16 protein-coding genes and 4 pseudogenes are annotated in these 21917 nt (G+C 70.2%); 10 read left to right on the plus strand and 10 right to left on the minus strand.

Features of this window, described 5'->3' with window-relative positions; translation table 11 throughout:
• The coding region (locus ACFWBQ_RS07190; protein ID WP_385485047.1) for an ABC transporter substrate-binding protein at window positions 1-1368 on the minus strand (1368 nt) is incomplete at its 3' end.
• Window positions 1369-1536: 168 nt separating this feature from the next.
• On the opposite strand from ACFWBQ_RS07190, the gene ACFWBQ_RS07195 reads away from it, so the two are divergent.
• The 3 genes and pseudogenes from ACFWBQ_RS07195 (at window position 1537) to ACFWBQ_RS07205 (ending at window position 4508) form a co-directional block, all read left to right on the plus strand.
• A complete protein-coding gene (locus ACFWBQ_RS07195) occupies window positions 1537-2268 on the plus strand; it encodes a FadR/GntR family transcriptional regulator (protein WP_385485050.1) in 732 nt (243 codons plus the stop codon).
• Between the two features lie 154 nt (window positions 2269-2422).
• Window positions 2423-3206: pseudogene (locus ACFWBQ_RS07200) on the plus strand (exo-alpha-sialidase); the annotation flags it as partial.
• Window positions 3207-3317: 111 nt separating this feature from the next.
• Window positions 3318-4508 carry an FAD-dependent monooxygenase gene (locus ACFWBQ_RS07205; RefSeq protein ID WP_385485052.1) on the plus strand — a complete coding sequence of 397 codons (1191 nt, stop codon included), beginning with the start codon at window positions 3318-3320 and terminating at the stop codon, window positions 4506-4508.
• Window positions 4509-4527: 19 nt separating this feature from the next.
• Here the strand turns inward: ACFWBQ_RS07205 and ACFWBQ_RS07210 are convergent.
• Window positions 4528-5166: pseudogene (locus tag ACFWBQ_RS07210) on the minus strand (FadR/GntR family transcriptional regulator); the annotation flags it as partial.
• Between ACFWBQ_RS07210 and ACFWBQ_RS07215 the strand changes: the two are divergent.
• Window positions 5165-6100 (plus strand): annotated as a pseudogene (locus ACFWBQ_RS07215) (MFS transporter); the annotation flags it as partial. The pseudogenes ACFWBQ_RS07210 and ACFWBQ_RS07215 overlap by 2 nt on opposite strands.
• 169 nt (window positions 6101-6269) lie before the next feature.
• Here the strand turns inward: ACFWBQ_RS07215 and ACFWBQ_RS07220 are convergent.
• Together ACFWBQ_RS07220 and ACFWBQ_RS07225 are read right to left on the minus strand one after the other, a co-directional pair.
• Window positions 6270-6851: a DUF6529 family protein gene (locus ACFWBQ_RS07220; RefSeq protein WP_385485054.1), complete on the minus strand. Its 582-nt coding sequence runs from the start codon at window positions 6849-6851 to the stop codon at window positions 6270-6272.
• A gap of 14 nt (window positions 6852-6865) precedes the next feature.
• Window positions 6866-7363 carry a hypothetical protein gene (locus ACFWBQ_RS07225; RefSeq protein WP_385485056.1) on the minus strand — a complete coding sequence of 166 codons (498 nt, stop codon included), beginning with the start codon at window positions 7361-7363 and terminating at the stop codon, window positions 6866-6868.
• Between the two features lie 288 nt (window positions 7364-7651).
• On the opposite strand from ACFWBQ_RS07225, the gene ACFWBQ_RS07230 reads away from it, so the two are divergent.
• Window positions 7652-9691, plus strand: a complete 2040-nt coding sequence (locus ACFWBQ_RS07230) for an APC family permease (protein ID WP_385485058.1) — start codon at window positions 7652-7654, stop codon at window positions 9689-9691.
• An 89-nt stretch (window positions 9692-9780) separates the two neighbouring features.
• On the opposite strand, the gene ACFWBQ_RS07235 is transcribed toward ACFWBQ_RS07230, so the two are convergent.
• From ACFWBQ_RS07235 to ACFWBQ_RS07250, 4 genes are all read right to left on the minus strand, one after another.
• The gene (locus ACFWBQ_RS07235) at window positions 9781-10239 is read right to left on the minus strand and encodes a MaoC family dehydratase (protein WP_385485060.1); all 459 of its coding nucleotides are present in this window, start codon (window positions 10237-10239) and stop codon (window positions 9781-9783) included.
• 34 nt (window positions 10240-10273) lie between these two features.
• Window positions 10274-11617, minus strand: coding sequence for an MFS transporter (locus ACFWBQ_RS07240; RefSeq protein ID WP_385485062.1), 1344 nt, complete (start codon window positions 11615-11617; stop codon window positions 10274-10276).
• A gap of 145 nt (window positions 11618-11762) precedes the next feature.
• Window positions 11763-12989 carry an acetyl-CoA C-acetyltransferase gene (locus ACFWBQ_RS07245; protein ID WP_385485064.1) on the minus strand — a complete coding sequence of 409 codons (1227 nt, stop codon included), beginning with the start codon at window positions 12987-12989 and terminating at the stop codon, window positions 11763-11765.
• A 173-nt stretch (window positions 12990-13162) separates the two neighbouring features.
• Window positions 13163-14053, minus strand: a complete 891-nt coding sequence (locus tag ACFWBQ_RS07250; protein ID WP_385485066.1) for a LysR family transcriptional regulator — start codon at window positions 14051-14053, stop codon at window positions 13163-13165.
• A 157-nt stretch (window positions 14054-14210) separates the two neighbouring features.
• Between ACFWBQ_RS07250 and ACFWBQ_RS07255 the strand changes: the two genes are divergently transcribed.
• Genes ACFWBQ_RS07255 through ACFWBQ_RS07270 form a run of 4 tightly spaced genes read left to right on the plus strand, consistent with a single transcriptional unit; the run spans window position 14211 to window position 18017 of the window.
• On the plus strand, window positions 14211-15128 hold the full coding sequence (locus tag ACFWBQ_RS07255; protein WP_385485735.1) for a CoA transferase subunit A: 918 nt from the start codon (window positions 14211-14213) through the stop codon (window positions 15126-15128).
• A 26-nt stretch (window positions 15129-15154) separates the two neighbouring features.
• Complete coding sequence (locus ACFWBQ_RS07260) at window positions 15155-15934, plus strand: CoA-transferase subunit beta (RefSeq protein WP_385485068.1); 780 nt, start codon at window positions 15155-15157, stop codon at window positions 15932-15934.
• 38 nt (window positions 15935-15972) lie between these two features.
• Window positions 15973-17571: a 3-hydroxyacyl-CoA dehydrogenase gene (locus ACFWBQ_RS07265; RefSeq protein WP_385485070.1), complete on the plus strand. Its 1599-nt coding sequence runs from the start codon at window positions 15973-15975 to the stop codon at window positions 17569-17571.
• A 56-nt stretch (window positions 17572-17627) separates the two neighbouring features.
• Complete coding sequence (locus ACFWBQ_RS07270; RefSeq protein WP_385485072.1) at window positions 17628-18017, plus strand: VOC family protein; 390 nt, start codon at window positions 17628-17630, stop codon at window positions 18015-18017.
• On the opposite strand, the pseudogene ACFWBQ_RS07275 reads toward ACFWBQ_RS07270, so the two are convergent.
• Together ACFWBQ_RS07275 and ACFWBQ_RS07280 are read right to left on the minus strand one after the other, a co-directional pair.
• A pseudogene (locus ACFWBQ_RS07275) lies at window positions 17960-18725 on the minus strand (DUF6597 domain-containing transcriptional factor). The gene ACFWBQ_RS07270 and the pseudogene ACFWBQ_RS07275 overlap by 58 nt on opposite strands.
• A 17-nt stretch (window positions 18726-18742) precedes the next feature.
• Window positions 18743-19879, minus strand: coding sequence for a YihY/virulence factor BrkB family protein (locus tag ACFWBQ_RS07280; protein WP_385485074.1), 1137 nt, complete (start codon window positions 19877-19879; stop codon window positions 18743-18745).
• A gap of 17 nt (window positions 19880-19896) precedes the next feature.
• Between ACFWBQ_RS07280 and ACFWBQ_RS07285 the strand changes: the two genes are divergently transcribed.
• A complete protein-coding gene (locus tag ACFWBQ_RS07285) occupies window positions 19897-21534 on the plus strand; it encodes an acyl-CoA dehydrogenase family protein (RefSeq protein ID WP_385485076.1) in 1638 nt (545 codons plus the stop codon).
• Window positions 21535-21917 lie beyond the last annotated feature (383 nt).

A 21917-nucleotide genomic window follows, 5' to 3' on the forward strand; every position in this document is an offset into this window, starting at 1 on the left:
TGGGCCGACGGCACTCAACGGTTCTTCCCTCGCGGCCCTCTTTTCACGTCCTACGCACGGGAAAGTCCCGCGACGGCGAACCCCGGGAGTTCGCGGGCACCGATGGCCAGCCGGCGGAAGGAACCGTCGTCCCCGCTGGAGTCCTTGCGGGGACTGCGCGATGTCGAGGGTGACCTCGACTCCGGCCGCTGCCCAGCTCTCCTTGAGCAGCGGGGCGATGTCCTTGACCCAGCCGGTGTCGGTGGTCAGGACGGTGAAGGAGAGGTTCTTGACGCCGGCTTCGGCGAGCAGTTCCTTCGCCTTCGCCACGTCGTGCGTGTAGACGGTGGCGGCCCTGCGGTAGTCGGGGTGGGTCTCGGGGACGTAGCCGGTGGCGGCTGCCGCGTTGCCGACCATGGCGGTGGAGATGATCTTCTCGGTGTCCAGCGCGTAGTGCAGCGCCTGGCGGACCCGCTTGTCGGCGAACCGCTTGTCCGCCGTGTTGAACATCAGGAAGAGCAGGCCGAAGGACTGCACGGACTCGGTCTTCACCGAGCCGGCGAGCCGCTTCACATCGATGTACGGAACGTCCTCGATCGCCTGGACGCGGCCGGACTCCATGGCGCTGACGCGGGCCGACGGGTCCGAGATCAGGCGCCAGATCATCTTCTTGGCCCTGGCCGGGTGCGGACCGTTGTACGCGTCGTACTTCTCGAAGACGATCTTGTCCTCGCGGGTCGCCTCGATGAACCTGTACGGCCCCGAGCCGACGGGCCTGGCATCGAAGCCCTTGACGTCCGCCTCGACGATCTTCTTCGGCACGATCCGGGCGACGGCGATGCGGGACGGGAACAGGGCGAAGGCGTACTTCAGCTTGAACTCGACGGTCTTCGCGTCGACGGCGGTGACGGTGTCGATGAAGGGCACGAACTGCGCCATGAGCGAGGCGTTCTTCTCGTCCAGGATGCGTTCGAAGCTGAACACGACGTCGTCGGCGGTGACCGGCGAGCCGTCGTGGAAGGTCGCACCCTCGCGGAGCGTGGCCCGGTAGGTGGTGGCGTTGATCTTCTTCGGCATCTCGGTGGCGAGAGCGGGGCGGGCCACGAGTGTGGCCGGTTCGAGGTCCACGAGACCTTCGAAGATGTGCGTGTTGGCGGCGAAGGGAGTCGCACCCGATGTGATCATCGGGTCGAAGCCGGTCGACAGGGTGTACGACAGACCGGCCTCGATGATGCCGTGGCCATCGCCCTTGCCCGCCGCGCCGTCCGCGGTCGAGGACGGCCCGCCGCAGGCGGAGAGGCCCGCCGTAACGGCGGCGGCCGCGCCTATGGCACTGGTGTAACGCAGGAAGGTGCGGCGCTCGACGCCGGCTGGACTCAGCTCGGGCACGGGTCCTCCAAGGGACATTGAGGGAGCGAATGGGCAAAAACGGAGGGCTGCGCGGTCATGACACATGACTCCGGACCATCAAGCATCAGACGTCAGATGTCTGATGCCTTGATAGCGTGGGAACGTAGCTTGACAATCGAGAGGGGTCAAGAGGTGGGGAGTTCACATATGTCCGGCACCCGGTCCGGTCGGACGCTGCTCCGGCAAGAAGTGGTCGACGGCATCAAGCGCTACATCCTCGAGGAGCGACTGCGCCCCGGGGACCCGCTGCCCACGGAGCCCGCCCTGTGCGAGGCACTGGGAGCCAGCCGCTCCAGCGTCCGCGAAGCGGTCAAGATCCTTGCCGCCCTGGACATCGTCGAGGTGCGCCACGGTCACGGAACCTACGTCGGCCGGCTGAGCCTGTCCGCCCTGGTCGAGAGCCTCACCTTCCGGGGTCTCCTCTCCCCCGACGACGACTTCCAGGTGATGGCCGACCTCGTCGACGTACGCGAACTCTTCGAGCGGGGCATGGCCGACCGGATCATCTCGTCGCTCAGCACGGAGCAGCTCGACCGGCTCGACGGCCTGGTGGCCACGATGCGCGCGACCGGCGCCCGCGAGGGGAACGGCTTCGTGGAAGCCGACCGGGCCTTCCACGCCCTGCTCGTCGCCCCTCTGGGAAACGACCTCATCGGCCAGCTGTCGATGGCCTTCTGGGACGTGTACACGATCGTGGCGCCGCATCTCGACGGATTCACCCACGCCGACGAGACGGCGACGATCGCCGCCCACCAGAACATCGCGGACGCCGCACGGGCCGGCGACACCAGCGCCTTCCTGAAGGCCCTGGGAGAGCATTACGAGCCGGTCAGAAGGCGGATTTCCGAAGCGCGGGCCCGCAACGGCACCACGGCCTGAACACCCCTCCCGCTCCCCCACCCGGCCGGGGTGGCTTCCCGTAGCCCACGGGGATCCGCCCCGGCCGGTCCTCTTGACGATCTGCCGCAGCGGTATCTAGGGTCCGGTTGCCACCAAGACATCTGACGTCTTCTGTCCTGGTGATCCCGTACCCCACGGCGAGACCTGGAGGACAGGTCATCCGGTGGGCCCGAGCGGGGGCGAGAACAAGACCGTCGAGCTCAGCGACGGCCGCGTCCTGCTCAACAACCGGTCCAAGCCGTACCGCAACGATCGCGTACTCCACCGACGGCGGCGTCAGCTACGCCCCGTTCGCCCAGGACACCGCCCTGCCCGACCCGGCGAACAACGCCTCGGTCATCCGCTACGCCCCGGACGCCCCCACCTCCGACCCCACGTCCTCGTGGCTGCTGTTCAGCAACACCGAGGACACCGCGTCGCGGCGCAACCTCACCGTGAAGATGTCCTGCGACAACGGCAGGACCTGGCCCATCAGGAAGGTCGTCGACCCGGGCAGTGCGGCGTACTCGACGCTGACGCCGCTGCCCGGCGGGCGCGTCGGGCTGCCGTACGAGCGTGCCGACTACGCGAACGTCACGTACGCGTCGTTCGACCTGCAGTGGCTCGGCGGCACCTGCGCGGACATCACCCTCACCCCGCCCGCGTCCCTGACGGCCGGCACGGGCGCGGAGATGACCGTCCGGGTCGTCAACCGGATGGATGTGCGGCGCTCCCAGGGCACCGTCGACCTGACCGTGCCCGCCGGCTGGTCCGCGAAGCAGGTCGCCATGCCCGCGCTCCGTCCGGGCGAGGGCGCGAACATCAAGGTCCCCGTCACGGTCGCCGCGGGCGCGTCCGGCAGTGCCACGCTCACCGCGACGTACAGGGCGGACGGCAAGCAGGCCTCCGGCAGCAGAACGGTGACCGTCACTCCGTAGGCCCTGCTCTCCGGGCTCGTCGGGAGGTGTCTCTCCTCGTCCCGCACGCCCACAGCTGCGACGATGAGGCGGCAGGGCATCTCCCGGAGTCCCAGGACAGGTGGTAGCGGCGTGGCAGCAACAGGCTTACGGATGGGCGTGGTCGGCGGCAGCATCGCCGGGTGCGCCATGGCGATCGCCGGCTCCAGGGCCGGTGCGGACGTCACGGTGTACGAGCGCAGCACCGGCGACCTCCAGGACCGCGGTCTCGGCATCGTGATCCCGCCGGCCCTGCACGAACAGCTCGTCGGCACGGGCTATCTGGACGCCGCGATGCCGACGGCCCCGGTGGCCGTGCGCGTCTGGCTGACCCGGCAGCCGGGGCAGCGGTCGGCCCGCGAGTTCGCGCGCCAGCCGAGTCCGGTCACCCCGTGCAACTGGGGTTTGCTGTGGCGGTCGTTGCGCGCGAGGACCGGGGCGGCCCGCTATCACCGGGGCCTTCCCGTCACCTCCGTCGAACGGACCCCTTCGGGGCACGCCCTCGTCCGTACGGCCGGGGCGGAGGAGTCGTACGACATCGTGGTGGGCGCCGACGGGCACCGGTCGCTCACCCGGCACGCCCTCGCCCCCGGGCTGAGTCCGTCGCCCGCCGGGTACATGGTGTGGCGCGGCACGCTCCCGCTGAGCGCGCTCGACGGTCACCGGCGGCAGCTGGAACTTCTGCGGAGCGCCTGGATCACCCTCGGCTATCCCGGCGGACACGGCATCTTCTATCTGATCCCGCGAGGCGGCGGAGCCGGACCCGAGGAGCGTCTGCTCGCCTACGCCATCTACGCGACGCCGCCCACGCCGGGCAGCGTTGATCCGCAGGAACTGACCCCGTACGTACGGGACATCGCCGATGAGCACTTCCCTCCGGAGTGGGCGGACATCGTCGCCCGCGGCGAGCACACCTCCATGGTCTGCCACCCGGTGACAGACCTCCACGCACCCCGGTCGGCGGACCCGCCGTTCCTGCTGGCCGGGGACGCGGCAGGCGTCACCCGGCCGCACACGGCAAGCGGCGCGGTCAAGGCACTGCAGGACGCCCTCTGTCTGGAGGAGGCGCTGCGCAAAGCCGCCTCGCCGGCCGAGGCGCTGCGGCACTACGCGCGGGAGCGCACCGCGGAGGGCGCGCGGCTGATGGAACTCGGCCGCAGGCTGGGCGGCGCCCAGGTGGAACGCACTCCCGACTGGACCGCGATGGACCAGGAAGCGGTGGACGCCTGGTGCCGCGCCACCCTCGCCGGCAGTACGAGCTATCTGTACGGCGGCGTCCAGTAGCAGGGGCTTTGCCGTCGCGTCACACCCCGGGCGGAGAGGGCGCGCTCAGCCGGGTGCGGATGCCGTCGAAGTGGGTGCGCATGGCGCGCACCGCGCGTTCGCCGTCCGCTGCGGCGACCGCCTCGACGATCTCGTGGTGCTGGGCGCAGGTGGTCCCGGGATCCTGGTGCCCGTCGTCGAGGTCCTCGCGCACCCGGTCCATGGCCTCCCAGAACGCGTCCAGCACCTCGCTGAGCAGGTGGTTGTCGAGCGAGGCGTAGAGCGCGAGGTGGAAGGCGCGGTCGGTGGCACGTGCCACCCGGCCGCCGCGCGCCTCGGACTCCATCCTCGCGACGAGTGCGCGCAGCACGGCCAGGTCCTCGTCCGGGATACCCGCGGTGACGGCACCGACCAGCCCGGCCTCCAAAGCCTCGCGGACCTTCATCAGCTCGAGGAGGCCGGGCTCGCCCTGCCGGTGCCGCACTGCCGCGCGGAAGGCGAGCCCTTCGGCGAACGGCGACAGGGACAGTGAGCCGACGAAGGTGCCGAAGCCGCGCCGGATCTCGACGACGTTGACGGCCTGGAGCGACTTGAGCGCCTCACGCACCGAAACCCGGCCGGCACCGAAGAGATCCATCAGCTCGGCCTCGGTGGGGAGCGGATCGCCGGGACCGAGCCTGTTCTACCTCGGTCTGATACCGATCGCGGTCGCGCTGTGCATGCGACGCGCGCTTCCGGAGGCCGAGGAGTGGACGGAGTCCGTTGCGGACAAGGGCGCAAAGCCCAACCCGTTCCGGCCGCTGTTCGCGACCCGGGGACGGGCCGTGGCCAATACGGTCCTCGTCGTGGCCGCCACGCTCTCGCTCTTCCTGATCTTCACCCCGGGCAGCGACGGCCTCGTACCGGTCCTGTCGGTGGTGGCGGGTCTGGCGCTCGCCGCCTTCGCGGTGCAACTGGGCGAAAAGCGGAGCTGGCTGCTGTACGTCTCCATGATCGTGACGCTGTTCTTCGCGTTCCTGTACTCCTGGCCCATCCAGGCGCTGCTGCCCACCTATCTGAAGACCGAACTGGGATACAGCACCGACCAGGTCACCGACGTGCTGTACTTCGCGGGCTTCGGAACCATGATCGGCTGCTGGGCTGCGGGTTTTCTGGGCGACTGGATCGGGGCGAGGAAGGCGTACGCGCTGACACTGCTGGCCTCGCTCGCCTTCGTCTACCCGGTCTTCGCCGTGAAGGACAACCTGCTGCTGCTCGGCTGCCTGCTGTTCCTGCTGCAGGCGACCAGTTTCGGCATCTCCGGGCTGCTGCCGCGCTACATCGGCGGCCACTTCCCGACCGCGAGCCGCGGCGCCGCGCTCGGCTTCACGTACAACGTGGGCGCTCTCGGTGGCGCCGTCGCACCCGTCCTCGGCGCACATCTCGCGTCCGGAATGGATCTGGGGCAGGCGCTCGCGGTGCTGACGTTCGCGGGCACGGTGATCGTGGTGCTGCTGGTCGGCTTCGACGTACCGGCGCGGCTGAACCGGCTGACGGACCCCGATGCGGACAGGGACTATCTGGCCGCGCCGGTCGATGCTGCGGAGACGAAGCGGAAGGCCCGGGTCGGCTAGCACTCCAGCCGGACTTCTCCATTACTGCTGGTCAGCGGCTTGAGCGTGGAGAGTGTAGCGGGCTGGAACGGGTGGGGCGGTCTTTGCCGGGCCGTCGCACGCGGCCGCGACAGAGCCCCCCGGGCCTCCATGCGCCAGCACCGCATGCGCGAGGCCCGGAGGGACGACCTCAGACGGAGGAAAAGCCCGGCACCGAGTCTCCGTTCAGGGCCCACAGAGCGGCGGTGTACCAGAGGAGGGCCACTCCGAGCACGAGCAGGGCGCCCATCACCGGGAGAAGCCGGCCGGGCAGGCGCCTGCTGCGCACGACGATCACCTTGGCTACGAACGCGCCGTACAGGGCGCACCCGCCGAAGGAGTGGATCGCGGTTCGCGGATCCGTCGTCTCGACCCCGTACGTCACAAGGCAGTGGTAGGCGATCGGCAGGGAGAAGAGGAAGGTGAGGAATCCGAGCACGCGGTGTCCCAGTCGCACCGGTCGGGGCGCGGGGCGGGCGCCGGGCACGCGGCCGTACATCCACAGAGCGAGGCCGAGTTGGATGAGGGCGAGGGCGAGAAGCGCGGTGCTGAGCTGCGCCTTGAGGTCGACTGCGGCGTCGCCGTGCTCACCGAAGAGCCCGTTGTCGTAGTCCGGTGTGTGGTGGGTTCCGTAAAGGTAGATTCCCACTCCGACCGCGACAGGCACCAGCACGGCGAGCACGGCCCGGGTCGCGAGGTTCCTGCCGCCTTCTTCGCCGTGCTGCGCACTCATGCCGCTTCGCCGGCTCAGCTATCGACCTGCTTGCCCTTGGCGTCGAGGACGTACCACTCGGCACCGAACTGATCGAGGTCCTGGCCGTTCGTCTCGCCGGGCTTCTTGTCGCCGGCGTAGTAGTACAGGGGGTGGCCGTTGTACGTGACCTGCTCGTCACCACCGGAACGCTTGGTGATGTCGAGCAGCTTCTTGTCCACGCCCTTGCCTGCCTTGGCATCACCCTTGCTGAGCAGCGGAGGCCACGCCTCGGCGCAATCGCCCGTGCACGTCGACTTGTTCTTCTTGTCGGCGCGGAAGAGGTAGAGGGTGCGGCCCTTCTCGTCCACGAGGATGGTGCCGAGTTCGTCCGCAGACTTCGTGTCGACGGTGGCCGGCTTCGAAGGCGAGGCGCTGACAGCGGCCGGGCCGTATCCCTCCCTCGCGGTGTCGCTGGTGCTGTCGGAGCAGCCGGTCAGGACAGCGGCGATCAGGACAGCGGCACAGGTGACCGTCGTGGCGGGGCGCTTCATCAAAGGCTCCATGGGTGATCGTGCGGCGAGGGCCCCATGTGTCTCCCCGACTGTGCCCGCCCGCTCACGGCGCCGTCCTCAAGTCCACTCCCCCGGCTCAGCGGGGGTTCGCCACACCCTGCTCACCGCTGCCCTGCGTGCGGCGCCGACTCGGACGTGGTCCGGAGCCTCGGTGGTGTCGGGCGATAAGGGCGCGTGGTCGTGGCGAACGGGGCTCTGACGGAGGGTTCGTCCGCGCAGGCTGCGCGCCAGCCGGGCTGCTACGGGGAGCCGGTTTACGATCGCGCCGTGCCGACGGCGATCGAGGTCCTCAAGCGTCTGGTCATCGGGCGTGCCCGGCGGAGTGAGGAACTGGGTGAGACGCTGCTGCCCAAGCGGATCGCACTGCCGATCTTCGCGTCCGACCCGCTCTCCTCCGTGGCCTACGCCACGCAGGAGATTTTGTTGGTCCTCACCCTCGGCGGTTTGGCCTACCTGCACTTCACCCCGTGGATCGGGGCTGCGGTCGTCGCGCTGATGACGGTGGTGGTGCTCTCCTACCGGCAGGTCGTCCGCGCCTACCCGAGCGGCGGCGGGTCGTACGCGGTCGTCTCGACGAATCTCGGCCCCTCCGCCGGTCTGGTGGTCGGGGCCTCGCTGCTGGTCGACTACGTCATGACCGTGGCGGTGTCCGTGGCCTCGGGAGTGGACAACATCATCTCGGCGCTGCCCTCCCTGGCCGACTACCGCGTGCTGTTGGCGCTGGGTTTCGTGGCCCTGCTCACCGCGCTGAACCTCCGGGGTCTGCGCGAGTCCGGCCGGTTGTTCGCCGCTCCGACCTATCTGTTCGTCGGCGGTGTGCTGATCATGATCGGCACCGGGCTGCTGCGCTACCTCCTGGGCGATGCCCCGGTCGCCGAGACCTCCCGGTACGGCATCACCCCCCAGAAGGGCGACCTGGACCTGGCCGGGCTCGCACTGGTCATGTTGGTGCTCCGCGCGTTCTCCAGCGGCTGTACGGCGCTGACGGGTGTGGAGGCGATCTCCAACGGAGTGCCGGCGTTCCGCAAGCCCAAGGCGCGGAACGCCGCAAACACACTGGCCGCCATGGGCATCATCGCCGTCATCCTGTTCGCCGGCGTGACCACGCTCGCGATCGTGGCCGAGGTGCACATCGCAGCCGACTCCTGCCGGCTGACCGGACTACCCGACTGCGCCGGCTACACGCAGCGGACCGTCATCGCGCAGCTCGCCGCAGCGGTCTTCGGCGGGACCACCAGCTTCGGCTTCTTCTACATCCAGGCAGTCACGGCACTGATCCTGATCCTGGCGGCGAACACCGCCTTCAACGGTTTTCCGCTGCTCTCCTCGATCCTCGCCCAGGACAGCTACCTGCCGCGCCAGCTGCACAACCGCGGCGACCGACTCGTCTTCTCCAACGGCATCGTCGCTCTGGCAGTCGTCGCCGGGCTCCTGCTGTACGGCTTCAGGGCCAACGTCTCCAGCCTGATCCACCTCTACATCCTCGGCGTCTTCACCTCCTTCACCCTCTCCCAGACCGGCATGGTCCGGCACTGGAACCGTGCGCTGCGCGGCGAGACCGACCCCGCGCAGCGCCGCCGTCACCACGTGGCCCGCGCGGTCAACTCCACCGGCGCTGTCGTCACCGGGCTGGTCCTGGTCATCGTGCTGGCCACCAAGTTCACCCAGGGGGCGTGGCTGGCCGTCGTCACCGCGGCCGTGCTGTGGCTGATGATGCGGGGCATCCGCCGGCAGTACGACAGGACTGCCGCCGAACTCGCCGTGACCGACCCGCGGCAGGACAGCATCCCGCCCACCCGGGTCCTGGCCATCGTGCTCGTCTCCACCCTCCACAAGCCGACCCTGCGAGCCCTCGCCTACGCCAGAGCCTTCCGGCCCGACCACCTCGAAGCACTCACCGTCGCGGTCGACCAGGAGTCCGTGTCCACCCTGCGCAGGCAGTGGAACGAGTTCGATATCCAGGTCCCGCTCACAGTGCTCCGGTCCCCCTACCGCGAGATCACGAGACCAGCGGTGGAATACGTACGCGCCATCCGCCGCGACGGACCTCACGACGTCGTCGCCGTCTTCATCCCCGAGTACGTCGTCGGCCACTGGTGGGAGAACTTCCTCCACAACCAGACCGCCCTCTGGCTCAAGAGCCGCCTGCTCTTCACCCCCGGGGTGACCGTGACCAGCGTCCCCTGGCAACTGTCCTCCGCCACCGGCCCCCGCCGTCCCATCGCCCGCGCCCCCGGCTCGGTCCGCCGCGGAGAACCCCCCGACACCGTCGGACACTCCCCCTCACAACGGAGCGGCACGAAATGACCGAGCGAATCCAGCATCCAGCGCCCGCACAGCGCCTCAGGTGCTCCGCGCCGACGGTCACCAGCGCCGGATCCCTGACGGGACGGTCCTCACGGATAGAAGTGCGTCAGCGACTCCGCGGCACAGGCCGGCTTCTGTGACCCTTCGAGTTCGAAGGTGAAGGCCCGCGTCATCTGTACGCCGCCCTGCGCGACCTCCTTCACCTCGGTGACGGAGGCGTGCAGCCGTACGCGGCTGCCGACGGGGACGGGCGCCGGGTACCTGACGCGGTTGACCCCGTAGTTGAGCGCGCGTCCCACGCCGCTCACCTGGAGCAGCTCGCCGAACATCGGGATGCCCCAGCTCAGGACCATGTAGCCGTGGGCGATGGTGCGCCCGTACGGTCCGGCCGCGGCGCGTTCGACATCGGTGTGGATCCACTGGTGGTCACCGGAGACGTACGCGTACGTGTCGATGAGCTCCTGGGTGATCTCCTTCCAGGCGGAGCGCCCGAGGTCGCGCCCGCCGAGGGCGAGGATCTCCGGGATGCCGTGCACGGTCAGGGGCATGGGCGGTACTCCGTTCTGTTCGTACGGGGCGCGGTCAGGCGGTGACGGGGACGGTGCGGGGTGCGGCGGCCGGCTCGGCGGCCTGCTCGTCGTGGTTGGGGCGCTTGAGCAGGAGCAGCATGCAGCCCAGGGTCAGCGCCACCTGGAAGGTGGCGTACGCGATGACCGCGGTGATCGAGCCCGTCCGGTTGAGCAGGAACTGGCCGATGATCGGGGTCGTTCCGCCGAGCAGGGTGCCGCACAGCTGGTAGCAGAGCGAGATGCCGGTGTAGCGCAGATGGGCGGGGAAGCGGCTGGCGAGCATGCCGGCGAGTGCCGCGTAGTAGAGGCAGTGCGGGATGGTGGCAACGGCGACTCCGAGCATCGCGAGGCCGTAGTTCTCGGTGCTGATCAGGACGAACATCACCGGCATCAGGATCAGTTCGGGCAGCAGCATCACGGTGACCGCTCGGGACCAGCTCTTCATCCGGGTGGCGATGACGGCACCGAAGGGCTGGACGATGATCTGGGTGATGTTGGCGACGAGGATGATCGTCAGGAACGAGCTGCGGTCGAAGTCGAGCGATGTGGTGGCCCAGGACAGGGCGAACGTCGACTTGAAGTAGGTCGCCGACAGACCGATCGTGCAGGCGCCGATGCCGAGGACGATCAGCATGGGGTGGCTGCGCAGGACCTCGGTCAGCGGGAGCTTGACGACTTCCTTCTTCTCGATGAGCTTGGCCATGGCCGGGGACTCGGTGACCTTCAGCCGGACCAGCAGACCGACCATCACGAGTGCGGCGGAGGCGAGGAAGGGGACCCGCCAGCCCCAGGAGACGAAGTCGGCGTCGGGCAGCTGGCTGATGGCGAGGAAGCTCACCGTGGAGAGGGTGTTGCCGACGGGTGAGCCCTGCTGGGCGAACGCCCCGTACAGCACGGACTTGCCCTTGGGTGCGTGCTCGGACGCGATCAGGACGGAGCCGCCCCACTCACCGCCGAGGCCGATGCCCTGGATCATGCGGATGCAGACCAGCAGGATCGGGGCAGCGATGCCGATGGAGGCGTAGCCGGGGAGCAGACCGATCGCGGTGGTGGAGATGCCCATCATCAACAGGGTGATGACGAGGGTCTTCTTGCGGCCGAGGCGGTCGCCGTAGTGGCCGAAGATGATGCCGCCGATGGGTCGGGCGAGGAAGCCGACCCAGAAGGTCGCGAAGGCGACCAGGGTGCCTATGGGGCCTTCGAGTTCGGGGAAGAACACCTTGTCGAAGACGAGCGCTGCCGCGGTTCCGTAGATGTAGAAGTCGAACCACTCGATGGTGGAGCCGATGAAGGCTCCGAATCCTGCACGGTTGGCGGCTTTCGTCTTCTCGCGTGCGGTTGCGGTGGACGCACTCATAGGTGGCTCCCGTGAACATCGTTGATCAAGCGGATGGGGGCATGGCGGACGGAGGCGTCGCCCGAGACGCCCGGTGTCACGCGGTGGGGGAAGACGTACTGAAGGACGGGGACGGGCGACGGGGGACGGGGGACGGGGGGGACGCTCAGGCGGTGATGCGCTCGAAGACCGCGGCGAGGCCCTGGCCACCGCCGATGCACATGGTCTCCAGGCCGTAGCGGGCCTCGCTGCGGTGCATCTCGCGGGTGAGCGTGGCGAGGATGCGGGCCCCGGTGGCGCCCACCGGGTGGCCGAGCGAGACTCCGGATCCGTTGACGTTGATCCGCTGCTCGTGGTCCTTCTCGCCGAGGCCCAACTCCCGGGTGCAGGCCAGGACCTGGGCGGCGAAGGCTTCGTTGATCTCGATGAGGTCGAGGTCGGCGAGGGTGAGCCCGGCGCGGCCGAGGGCCGCGTGGGTGGCCGGCACGGGGCCGATGCCCATGGTCGCGGCGGGGACGCCGGCCCGGGCGAAGGAGACGAGCCTGACCAGGGGGGTCAGTCCGAGCCGTTCGGCTGTGGCGGCGCTGGTGACCAGACAGGCGGCAGCCGCGTCGTTCTGGCCGCTGGCGTTGCCCGCGGTGACGGTCGCCTCCGGGTCGGACTTGCCCATGATGGGGCGCAGCGCTGCGAGCTGCTCGGCGGTCGTGTCGGGCCGGGGGTGCTCGTCGGCGGTCACGACCGTCTCGCCCTTGCGCGTGCGTACGGTGACGGGGACGGTCTCGGCGTCGTAGCGCCCCTCCGCGGCGGCGCGGGCGGCGCGGGCCTGCGAGCGCAGGGCCAGGGCGTCCTGGTCGGCGCGGCTGATGGAGTAGGCGCGCCGCAGGTTCTCCGCGGTCTCGATCATGCCGCCGGGTACGGGGTGGTTGACGCCTCCCGCGGTGACCCGGCCGCGGGCCAGCGAGTCGTGGAGCTGCAGTCCGGGGCCCTTGATGCCCCAGCGCCCGTCGTGCGTGTAGTAGGGGGCGGCGCTCATCACGTCGACGCCGCCCGCGATCACGACGTCGCTGAATCCGGCCCGGATCTGCATGGCCGCGTCGAGGACGGCCTGGAGGCCGGAACCGCAGCGCCGGTCGATCTGGGCGCCGGTGACGGAGTCGGGGAGCCCGGCGTCCAGGGCGGCGACCCGGCCGATGGCCGGGGCGTCGGACGTGGGGTAGGCGTGGCCGAGGATCACCTCGTCGACCCGGGCCGGGTCGATCCCCGTACGGGCCACGACCTCGGCGATGACGCGTGCGGCGAGCGCGGCCGGCGTCTGCTGGGCGAACGCTCCGCCGAAACGTCCGATGGGGGTGCGCAGCGGTTCGCAGATGACGACGTCGGTCTGGTCGGGCACGGGGGACACCTTTCGGCGGTTCGGGTGTGTGGGGCGACCTTCGCACCCGACCACTGAGTCGGTCCAATATCGAGTTGCCCCCTCTTCAAGACGCAGCGCGTCTCAATCGCCCCCGGGGCGTGCCCTACGGCGTCGGCAGGGCCTCCTCGGCGACCACGCCCCCGGGGCGTGCCCTACGGCGTCGGCAGGGCCTCCTCGGCGACCGTCAGCACCGCACGGAGCGCCGCGGACGGATTGTCGGCACGCCAGGCCAGCGCCGCCTGCCGCCGGATGGGAGGGCCGGCGAGGGGCCGGTACACCAGCCCGTTCTGCTGGATGTGCCGGCAGGAGGAGACGGTGAGGGTGACACCGACGCCTGCGGCGACCAGGGCCAGAATCGTGTACGAGTCGGGGGCCTCCTGCACCACACGCGGATTGAAGCCGGTGGCCTCGCAGGCCTCGACCATCGCGTCGCGCACGGTGGATCCGGCGTTGGCCGGGAAGGAGACGAAGGGCTCGTCGGCGAGGATCCCGATCGGGATGCTCTCGAGGTGTGCCAGCCGGTGGTCGGAGGGCAGCGCACACAGCAGCTCCTCCTCGTCGATCACCCGGTAGGCCACCCCCGGCTGGGTGACCGGGAGCCGGACGAAGCCCAGGTCGAGCGAGCCGTCGGCGACCCGGGACAGGGCGACATTGGCGTACGTCTGCCCCTTCATGACCAGCTCCAGCGCGGGGTGGGCCGCACGTACGGCCCGGGTCAGCTGCGGCAGCGTCTCGTGGCTGGAGGCACCGGCGAAGCCGATCGTGACCCGGCCGTACTCGCCGCGCCCGGCGGCCCTGGCCGCCCGTACCGCCGTGTCGAGGTCCTCGAGCACGGTCCGTACAGGTTCGAGGAAGGACTCCCCCGCACTGGTGAGCCGCACCGAGCGGGTGTTGCGCTCGAAGAGCTGGACGCCGAGCTCCTTCTCCAGCTGCCGGATCTGCTGGCTGAGCGGCGGCTGCGCCATCTGCAGCCGCTTGGCGGCCCGGCCGAAGTGCAGCTCCTCGGCCACGGCGGTGAAGGCGGTCAGATGACGCAGTTCCATACGGAACACCCATTCATTAATCAGCGGTCTTGATCCGACCTTAATTTGGTATTGGACAGCAATCAATGGCCGCTGACACGGTAGGGCCACCTGCACACACTCGCCGAGGAGCACCGTGGACCGGACGGACAGGACCGACGACGGGCCGGACAAGACCATGTCGATGAAGGCGGCCGTCGCCGCCTTCGTCCAGGACGGCGCCACCGTCTGCCTGGAAGGCTTCACCCACCTCATCCCCACTGCGGCCGGGCACGAGATCATCCGCCAGGGCCGCCGGGACCTCACGGTCGTGCGGATGACCGCGGACATCGTGGTGGACCAGATGATCGCCGCGGGCTGCGTCTCGCGGCTGGTCTCCTCCTTCGTCGGCAACTCCTCCGCCGGTTCGCTCGGTGAGCTGCGGCGCCGGATCGAGAGCAGCGACCCCGCGCCGCTCGCCTTCGAGGAGTACAGCCACTACGGCATGATCTGCCGCTATCTCGCCGGAGCCCAGCGGCTGCCGTTCTATCCGCTGCGCAGCTACGGGGGCAGTGATCTGCCGTCGGTCAACAGCGATCTGCGCAAGGTCACCTCGCCCTATCCGGGGCCGGACGGCGAAGCCGAGCAGATCTACGTCGTACCGCCGGTGAACCCGGATGTGACGTTCATCCACGCCCAGCGGGCCGACCGCCGGGGCAACACACAGATGTGGGGTCTGACGGGCATCCAGGCGGAGGCCGTGTACGCGGCCGGCAAGGCGGTCGTCGTCGTGGAGGAGATCGTCGACGACGAGGTGGTCCGATCGGACCCGAACCGTACGCTCGTTCCCGCCCACGCGGTGGATGCCGTCGTCGTCTGCCCGCGCGGCGCGCACCCCTCGTTCGCGCAGGGCTACTACGACCGGGACAACGACTTCTACCGGGCCTGGTCGCACATCAGCAAGGATCCGGAGCGGCTGCAGGAGTGGCTGCGGGAGTGGGTGTACGGCACAGCCGACCACTCCGAGTACGTCGCCAAGCTGGGCGAGGAGTTCTGGGCCGGGCTCGCGGTCGGCGAGGCGCTCAGCGAACCGGTGAACTACGGACGTCGGCTGTGAGCGCGGAACACGAGAAGGAGCTGGCCATGACCACCACCACCGAACCGGGCACGGTCACGTCCTCGGAGCTGCTCTCCGTCGTCGCCTCCCGCGAACTGGCGTCGCGCCGCACGGTGTTCGCCGGAATCGGACTGCCGACGCTCGCCACCGAGCTGGCCCATCTGACGGTGGCCCCGCAGATCGAGGTCGTGTACGAGTCCGGGGTCTGCGGGGCCCACCCCTCGCACCTGCCCGAGACCATCGCCGACGCCGTGCTCATCTCGGGCGCGGAGGCGGTGCTGTCGATGCCGGCCCTGTTCGGCTGTGTCCTGCAGGGCGGCCACATCGACGTCGGTTTCCTGGGCGCGGCGCAGATCGACCGGTGGGGCAATCTGAACACCTCCGTGATCGGCGACTGGGAGAGCCCCACGGTGCGGCTGCCCGGATCCGGCGGCGGCATCGAGGTGATGGCCAACTCCCGTGAGGTCTTCGTGGTGATGCGCCGCCACAACCCGCGCTCCTTCACCGAGACCCTGGACTTCTGCACCACACCGGGCCCCGACCGCGCGCTCGCCGAGGGCATCCGGCCGCTGGGGGTCGGCGTCACCCGGGTCATCACCGAGCTGGGCATCCTGGCCCGCGAGGGCATCGGCCAGGAGCTCCGGCTGATCTCGGTGCATCCGGGCGTCACGGTCGAGCAGGTGCGGGCGGCGACGGGCTGGGACCTGAAGGTGGCCGACTCGGTCGGGACCGTGCCACCACCGACCGCTGCGGAGTTGCGGCTCCTGCGGGAGGACGTCGATCCCGACCGCGTCTATCTTCGCTGAGACGACTCACCAGCCCCTCCCGAGAGGACCCATCTGCCATGCGTATCAGGATCGTCGGCGCCGGAGCCATGGGCCGCGGCATCGCCCAGTGGGCGGCGGCCGCCGGACACACCGTCGAGCTGTGCGACGTCCGTACGGAGGCGGTGACGGCGGCCGTGGACTTCGTACGGTCCATGCTGGAACGCGCCGTGGACAAGGGCCGGATGTCCGCCGGGGACTGTGCCGCCGCCCTGGAGCGGCTGGTCCCCCTGGACGACCCCTGGACACAGGGACCTGACGTCGACCTGGTCATCGAGGCCGTACGGGAGGATCTGGACACCAAGGCGGAGGTCTTCGGGAAGCTGGAGCAGGCCCTGCCCGGCTCCGCCGTCTTCGCGACCAACACCTCGTCCCTGTCGGTGACCCGGATCGCCGCGTCGCTGAAGGACCCGACGCGGCTGGCGGGGCTGCACTTCTTCAACCCCGTACCGCTCATGAAGATCGTCGAGATCGTGCCGGGAGCCGCCACCCGCCCCGAGATCCCGCCGGCCCTGACCGCGCTGGTCGAGAGCTGCGGCCACCGTGCCGTCACGGTCGCCGACACCCCCGGCTTCCTGGTCAACCACGCCGGACGCGGCCTGGTGACCGAGGCGCTCGCGCTGCTGGAGGAGTCGGTCGCCGACCCGGCGGGCATCGACCGGATCGCCCGGGACGTGCTGGGGCTGCGGATGGGCCCGTTCGAACTGATGGACCTCACCGGGCTCGATGTGACAGCGGCCGTGATCGACTCGATCTGGCAGGGCTTCCGTTACGAGGACCGGCTCCGCCCCTCCTACCTGACCCCGAACCGGGTGGCCGCGGGCCTGCACGGCCGCAAGACCGGGCAGGGCTGGTTCGCGTACGGCTCCGAGGCCTCCGCCCCGGACACGGAGGCGCCGGTGACGGGCGATGCGGACCGGCCGGTGTTCGTGGTGGACACCGGCACGGCATCCGGCACCGGCGCAGGGTCCGGCGCGGGCGCAGCCTCCGGCACCGGCGCGGAGTCCGATGCCGGCGTCCTGCGTGCGGCGCTGGCCGCCGCGGGAGCCGACGTGGAGAGTGGCCCCGGGCCCTCCGCCGATTCCATCGTCCTGGTCCCGGTCTGGGGCACCACGGTGGCCGCCGCGGTTGCCTCGCTCGGCCTGCCCGCCGGGCGCACCTTCGGCGTGGACCCGCTGCCCGCGGCCGGCCGCCGCCGTGTGCTCGCGGTGACGCCCGCGGCCGGCCCGGCCGCCGCGCGGGACGCCCGCGCGGTGCTGGCCCGCGCGGGGGACGGCGAGGAGCCGTACGCCGTGTCGGTGGTGCGGGACACGGCAGGTTCGGTGGCGCAACGGCTGCTCGCCTCGGTGGTGTCCGTCGCCGCGTCGATCGCCGAGCGCTCACTCGCCACCCCGGCGGACATCGACCTGGCGGTGACGGCCGGGCTCGGCTACCCCGTGGGACCGCTTGCCTGGGGCGACCGGATCGGTACCGCACGGTTGCTGGAGCTGCAGCGGGCCCTGCACACGACGACAGGCGATCCCCGCCACCGGCCGACCCGCTGGCTCACCGAACGCGCCCAGCTCGGCCTGCCGCTGACGGACCCGGGCACCTCGCCCGCCGCCTGCACGGCCGGGTGACGGTGGTGACCGTTTCGTACAAGACCTGCGAGCGGTGACCCGCATATCTTCGGTCCATGACTCCACGACTCGACGCGATCGGCATCACGACCGCGGACCTGGCCGCATCGCTCGCCTTCTACCGCCGGCTCGGGCTCGACATCCCCGCCGGTGCCGAATCCGCACCCCATGTCGAAGTGGCCCTGCCCGGCGGGCAGCGTCTGCTGTGGGACACCGAGGACGTCGTCCGTACCTTCGATCCGGACTGGACCGGGGCGAAGGGCGGCGAGCGGCTCGGGCTCGCCTTCCTGTGTGAGAACCCCGCGGAGGTCGACGCGGTGTACGCCGATCTGACCGGTGCCGGATATCAGGGCCACCTGGAGCCCTGGGACGCCGTGTGGGGGCAGCGCTACGCCGTCGTGCTCGATCCGGACGGCTGCGCGGTGTCGCTCTTCGCCGGCGCCTGACTGCCCAGCGCGGCCAGATAGCCGCCGAGTGTCGTACCGGCCAGGTCCCGCACCTCGCGGGCCAGGTGGGCCTGGTCGGTGTCACCCGACGGTGCAGGCAGCTTCGGCGAACGACGTTCCGGCCCGTACGAGGGCCAGGGCGCGCTGCAGGCGCAGGACCCTGGCGAGGGTCTTCGGTCCGTATCCGAGGGCGGCAAGGGAGCGGCGGTGCAGCTGGCGGGCCCCCAGGCCGACCGACCGGGCGGTGTCGACGACGGAACTCCCCTTCCCGAGCTGTTCCGCGACGGACACCACGAGCGGATCCGGCGGGCTCGCGTCGGCCGCCCGGTACAGAGCGACGCCCTCCAGCGCGACGGCCGGGTCTGTGGCCCCGTCGATCCTCTCGGCCAGCCTGCGGACCTCCGCAACCGGCCACAGCGCTTCGAGTGGCACCCGCCGGTCACGCAGTTCGTGCGCGGGTACGCCGAGAAGTGCGGGCGCCGTGCCGGGCGCGAAGCGGATGCCCGTACACGGTCCGCGGTCGGCCTCCAGGACCGTGAACGGCTGCGTGTCGGGGCCCGCCACCAGCAGCCGGCCGCCGGTCCAGAGCAGGTCCATGCAGCCGTCGGGCAGGACCGCCCGCGCCGGGTCGCGCGGCCCGCTCCAGGTCCAGGCCGTCGCACCGCCGAAGCGCGACGGCCACTCCTCGTACCGTCCGTCCGCACCCACGGGCACCTCGCTACGCGTTACTGCTCCCTGGCGTCCTTGTCCCGGTTCGCATGCAGCCGGGACTTCACGTCGTCCGGCGGCAGGAAGCGGGACCAGCGCTCCGGGAACTCGGACGGCATGGACACATCCTCGTCCTCGTCGTCCGCGTAGGCGTCCCAGTTCGCCGACTGGGCGCGGGCCAGGAGCTCCGCGGCCTGGGCCGCCCGTACCCGCTCATTGGCCGCGCGGGCCGCGGCGGTGGCCATCGACGGCCACACCCGGTCGATCGCGGCGTTCACCGCAGCGCCGACCAGTACGGCGAATGCGGAGATACCTATCCAGAGCAGGACAGCAATGGGTGCGGCCAACGAACCGTAGATCGTGGGCCCTTCGACCGTGTTCGTGAGATAGATCCGCAGCAGGAAGCAGCCCACCACCCACATCGCCAGCGCCACCAGCGCGCCGGGAACGTCCTCTATCCACGGCGAACGGACAGGGACGGAGACGTGGTAGAGCGTCGTCAGGAACGCGATCGACAGCACGATGACCAACGGCCAGTACAGGACGGCGAGTACCTCGGTGCCCCACGGGACGAAATCCACCACCCGGTCGGGGCCGACCACCAGCAACGGCAGCACCACCGCTCCCAGCAGCAGCGCGACCACGTACAGCAGGAAGGCGAGCAGGCGGGTCTTGACGATGCCCCGGTGCCCGTCGAGCCCGTACATCACGGTGATGGTGTCGATGAAGACGTTCACCGCACGGGAACCCGACCAGAGGGCAATCGCGAAGCCGAGCGAGATGACGTCGGGGCGGGCACCGGTCGTCACGTCGTCCATGAGCGGCCTGGCGATGTCCTTCACGCCCCGCTCGGACAGCACGGTCTGCACCGCACCGAGGATGTTGCGCTCGATGGAGGCGACCGTGGTGGTGGCCGTCCAGTCGTCGACGTAGCCGAGCAGGCCGATCAGCCCGAGCAGCAGCGGCGGCAGTGACAGCAGGGTGAAGAACGCCGCCTCGGCCGCGAGACCGAGGATGCGGTATTCCATGCACGAGTTGACCGTGTCCTTGAGCAACTGCCACGCCATCTGCCGCTTGGATACGTTGCGGTAGAGGACTCGAGCCCGGTGGAGCCGACCCGGTGGCCGCTCGGGTGTTTCTTTTGCTGCCTGCACCTCCTTACCGTATCGGCATGGCAGCAACCACCCACACAGTGACCAACCAGGTTCCGCCGCTGGTCGGCTATGACGTCTTCGCCACCGACCGCGCTCTCACCGAAGCGGTCGAGCGTCACATCGCGCCCGAGATCCTCCCCGAGGCGCAGACGGAACTCGGAGCCCTCGGTCTGTCCGCGGGCTCCGCCCAGGCGCAGCAGTGGGGTGCGCAGGCGAACGAGAATCCGCCCACACTGCACACACACGACCGGTACGGACACCGCGTCGACGAAGTGGAGTTCCATCCGGCCTGGCACCGGCTGCTGGGGCATGCGGTGTCCGGCGGTCTGACCGACGCCTGGGGCCGGCCGGCCGGGCATGTCCGACGGGCTGCCGGGTTCCTGGTGTGGACGCAGGCCGAGGCCGGCCACGGCTGCCCGCTGTCGATGACGCACGCCGCCGTCCCCGCACTGCGGACCGACCCGGCGCTGGCCGCCGAGTGGGAGCCCCTGCTGACCTCGCACGTGTACGAGGAGGGACTGCGACCGGCGTCGCAGAAGGCCGGCGTGCTCTTCGGGATGGGCATGACGGAGAAGCAGGGCGGCACGGATGTGCGCTCCAACACCACGCGCGCCGAGCCGCTCGCCGCCGACGGGGAATATCTGCTCACCGGCCACAAGTGGTTCTGCTCGGCGCCCATGTCCGACGGGTTCCTCGTGCTGGCCCAGGCGCCGGGCGGGCTGAGCTGCTTCCTCGTGCCGCGCGTCCTGCCGGACGGCGCCCGCAACGTGTTCGCGATCCAGCGGCTCAAGGACAAGCTGGGCAACAGGTCCAACGCCTCCAGCGAGGTCGAGTTCGACGGGACCTGGGCCCGCCGGGTCGGCGAGGAGGGGCGCGGGGTGCGCACCATCATCGAGATGGTGGCGGCGACCCGGCTGGACTGCGTGGTCGGTTCGTCGGCGCTGATGCGGCAGGCGGTGGCGCAGGCGATCCATCACACCGCATACCGCAGCGCGTTCGGCGGGCTGCTGATCGAGAAGCCGCTGATGCGCAACGTCCTGGCCGATCTGGCCCTGGAGTCGGAGGCTGCGACGACGCTGGCGCTGCGGCTGGCCGCCGCGTACGACGCGGACACGGAGGAGGAGCGGGCGTTCCTGCGGATCGCCGTGCCGACCGCCAAGTACTGGGTGACGAAGCGGTGCAGCGCGGTGGTCGGTGAGGCTCTGGAGTGCCTCGGCGGGAACGGGTACGTGGAGGAGTCCGGGATGCCCCGGCTGCTGCGCGAGGCGCCGCTCAACTCGATCTGGGAGGGCTCGGGCAACGTACAGGCGCTCGATGTGCTGCGCGCGCTCCAGCGCGAGCCCCAGGCGCTCAACGCGTTCCTCCAGGAGGTCGGAAAGGCACGCGGCGCCGATCACCGGCTCGATGCGGCGATCAAGGACCTGCTGACCGAGCTGGCGGATCTGGATTCCGTGGAGGCGCGGGCCAGGCGACTGGTGGAGCGGATGGCGCTCGTGCTCCAGGGCTCACTGCTGCTGCGCTGGGCTCCGCCGGAGGTCGCTGACGCGTTCTGCGCCTCGCGGCTCGGCGGGGACTGGGGCTCTGCGTTCGGGACGCTGCCGCACAGCCTGGATCTGGCCTCGGTCGTGGAGCGGGCCCGGGCCCAGGACCGGTAGTTCCCCGGCGCACGGACAACGATGGAGGGTGGTGCTGCGCCGACACGGCACCACCCTCCACCTTTGTGGACCACCGAACGGTGGGGCCGAGGACCCCCGTCCGGTGTTCTACCACTCTCGTACGGTCTGCGGCCTGTCACCAGGGTTGCAAAGGGTTGCAAGCTGCTGTCGGTTTGGTGTGCAGATGCGAGCTGTAGAGCCGGGAGTGAGTCCGGTGGTGGGCCGGCACAGATCGGAACGGGCGTTTGGAGGCCGAATGGGTGACCTGAGTGCCTGCTCGTTGTGCTGGGTGGTAGCCGTCCGGCGATAGGGGTGTGGTGGTGGGTGGTGTCCGGGCGTTGGCGGCGTCGTTCGTCGTGCCGGGCCCTTCTGGTGATCGTGTC

Source organism: Streptomyces sp. NPDC060035 (assembly GCF_042736635.1).
Lineage (GTDB): Bacteria > Actinomycetota > Actinomycetes > Streptomycetales > Streptomycetaceae > Streptomyces.